We start from the raw sequence: 3342 nt of genomic DNA, 5'->3' as shown, positions 1-3342 counted from the left end.
GGTGGGTTCGATTCCCACTACCCGCTCCATAAGACAACTGAATGTCAGTTGTCTTTTTTATTTCCATAACAAAAGTAACCTTATTAATATGAAGTATTGTAATAGAACAATATAGAATTTAATATAAGGTCTTTTTTTATCTTATAATCATATCTAAAAATAAAAATAATACACAGATCTAGAAGTTATAGTTGTGAAAAACTAGTATTCCTGTTGATAATTTTTCTTTTATTGTGCATAAAATTTTAAAATCACCAATTTATTAACAGATAAATAAAAAATATCCACAAAAATAGTAATAGAAAAGCATAGTTATGTGAATTGATACCTTATTTTTCTATTTATTCAAAAATTAATAAAATAAAAGTCCAAGCTGTTAGCTTGAACCTTTATAAATATGAAATATTAATTATTAAAATATGAATCTAATCTAGAACTAAACCAACGACCGTTTAATACTTCTTTTACTATAGTATTCTTATCTTCATCAGTGATAGAATGGTCGTTTTCAATTTCATTTAAAATACTTTCATAAGAAGTCCTTTCATGTGATATTGTAATAATGGCCTTATTTAAATCAGCATCTAAAAGAAGTTGAGTAGGACCATCAGAAGAGCTAGTCCAAGAATTCCATTCAACTAAATCTTCTCCATTAGGATTATCATTCCATAAGAAATTTGATATATATTTTGTAAATTTATTTGATAAATCTTTAGCACCTTCATTATTAAAAGCCTCAGGATAAGAAGCACCAAATCCTGTAACAGTATCAGTTAAGAAAAGTGAGTATAGATAATATTTTACTTCAGTATCATCAGTAAGTAACCAATTGTAGGCATCTTCTTCAGTTTCTTTCACGTTATCTTCAATTACTAAAGGCGCTATTGCCTTAGCAATTATTTGGGCACTTTCTTCAGGATCAGAGATAGTCATTCCACCACTGAAGGCTATAGCTTTTTGAAATTTACCTTCAAATATAGGTGAAATAAGCATTGCCATTATATCGCGACCACCAGCAGAGAATCCAGAAGCAGTAATATTGTTAGGATTGCCACCAAAAGCTTCAATATTTTCATTAATCCAATCAAGAGATTTAGCTATATCTAATAATGTATAGTTTCCAGAATCCTCATTTATATCACCAGTTTTTAAAGCAGGTAAACTATTGAATCCAAGAGCACCTAATCGGTAGTTTATTGATACAACTATACAATTAGCATTAACAGCAAGTTTTCTTGCATCAATTTCAGAACTAGTACCAGTTTGATTATTACCTCCATGAATAAATAATAATACAGGAAGGTTAGTTTCATCAGTGTTTGGTCTATATATATCAAGATTTAAACAATCTTCACTTCCAATAATATCTGAACCTGATAATTGTATACCCACATTTCCAGGAGTTGTGGCATCAAATACATTATTCCATATTTCAGGATCTTCAGGAGCTTTCCATCTTAAATTACCAATAGGTGCTTTAGCATAAGGTATTCCTTGCCACAATAATGTTTTTTCATTATTTTCCTTAGAGCCTTTTACTTTACCATAGATAGTTGTTTGTTCAATACCTTGAGTATAAATTAAAGTAGAATCATTAGAAGCTTCTTGAGTTTTGTTGTTATTAGATTGAGAAACTCCATTATTGCATCCAATTGTTAAAACAGAAGTTAATGATATTGTTAGTGCTAAACTAACGATTAATTTTGTTTTTTTACTTAATCCCATAAAAATTCTCCTTTATTAAAAAATAAAAGGCGAAACCAAAATATAAAGAGGTTAACTCCATATTTTTTGGTCTCGCCTGAATAAATCAGTAATAATCCTTATTTAATAGTTTTCAATTATAATTATATATTATACTGATAAGTTTAAGTTGTCAAATATATATTTAATTATATGGTAATTTAATTAAATATAAAAAGACTTGGCAACTGCCAAGTCTTTTTTTGTTGGCGCATCTAGAGGGACTCGAACCCCCGACGCCTGGATTCGAAGTCCAGCACTCTATCCAGCTGAGCTATAGATGCAAATATTATATAACTATTATATCAAATAATTGATAAATTAGTAATATAAACTAAAATTTAATTAATATAAAAGCCTGTACACTAAAGAATCAGTGGATTTGTTTGTTTTATACTAATATTATAATTATATTTCTTATTATTAAATTAATATCTCATGTTAATTTATTTTAAAAGAAAATATCACTTTAATTTTTAATTTTCAATTCTTAATTCCTTTATAGAAACTCTCTGAGTTTCCTCCTTAATTCATCATTCATAATTCATCATTATCTAAGTTCATCATTACCTAAGTTGTTTTCTTAATATTCAAAATTTCAACCCTATAAGTGCCTTCAGGCGAATTAACTTCAATAAGATCGCCAACTCTATGTTTAAATAAAGATTTTCCAAGTGGTGATTCAATGCTAATTTTATCTTCTAGGGGATCTGCCTCAACAGTAGTTACAATATAAAGCTCTTGAACATAATTATCTTCTAAAAATTTTACTGTTACATATTTGTTTAAGCCTACTTCATTAGAAGCAGTAGTATCCTTAATTATTATAGCTGTTTTAATCATTCTTTCTAAAAATCTTATTCTACTTTCATTCCTAGCTCTTTCTCTTTTAGCAGCTTTGTATTCAAAATTTTCACTTAGGTCTCCGTGGGCTCTGGCTTCTTTTAAATCTTCATTAATTTGCTTACGGATTATAATTTTGCGATTTTCAATTTCTTCTTTAAGAATATTTATAGCATCTTCAGTTAAATAATTATTCAAATAAAATCACTCCTAAAAATAGAAATAAGTATAAAGAATTAATAACATACAGTATTCCTATTATTTTTAAATATAAATTTAATAAGTTTTTTAGTGTATATTTTTAATTTTTTATATATTATTCCTTAATTTAAATTCTTTTTTTACCATAGTATATAAGTTTTTTTTATATATTAGAATATATTTTTCTTTGAATAATATTAATAAATTTGCAAATACTACTGAAAGAGATATAAATATAAACGTTTTCTATTCATACTCTTTACCAAGCGTATCAATAATAGAAAAGGTGAGAAAATAGGAATAATAAGTAGAATTTTAAGAATATTTATCATTATAAGATGATTTTTATTATATTTATCTTAAAGTATATGATAGAATAAGTCTTGTCCTTGAGAGAGCGGCAAGCCGCTGAACAGGAAGTTAACACTAAAAATTAATTGAAAAAATTAATTTTAAAAAAGTGTTGACAGAATGAAAACAAGGTGTTATGATAAGGAAGTCGCTTGAGGGCGACAGAGAAAATGATCTTTGAAAATTGAACAGAATATAGTTAAT

General features: G+C 26.9%; 2 protein-coding genes and 1 tRNA gene. All 3 read right to left on the bottom strand.

The genetic code is table 11. The features are described from left to right. Positions 1-405: 405 nt before the first annotated feature. Positions 406-1725: a carboxylesterase family protein gene (locus tag Q5O44_RS11960; RefSeq protein WP_022168661.1), complete on the bottom strand. Its 1320-nt coding sequence runs from the start codon at positions 1723-1725 to the stop codon at positions 406-408. 225 nt (positions 1726-1950) lie between these two features. Further along, a tRNA-Arg gene (locus tag Q5O44_RS11955) sits at positions 1951-2027 on the bottom strand. Positions 2028-2313: 286 nt separating this feature from the next. Next, on the bottom strand, positions 2314-2784 hold the full coding sequence (gene greA, locus Q5O44_RS11950; protein ID WP_022168660.1) for a transcription elongation factor GreA: 471 nt from the start codon (positions 2782-2784) through the stop codon (positions 2314-2316). Positions 2785-3342 lie beyond the last annotated feature (558 nt).

The organism is Clostridium sp. CAG:221 (genome assembly GCA_000435835.1).
GTDB lineage: Bacteria > Bacillota > Clostridia > Clostridiales > Clostridiaceae > Clostridium.
The sequence above is the reverse complement of the archived record's forward strand: the minus strand, read 5'-3'. Positions and strand labels throughout refer to the sequence as shown.

Excerpts from the sequence above, each read along its gene's own strand:
- Q5O44_RS11960 (WP_022168661.1), bottom strand. The coding sequence starts at position 1,725 with ATGGGATTAAGTAAAAAAACAAAATTAATCGTTAGTTTAGCACTAACA.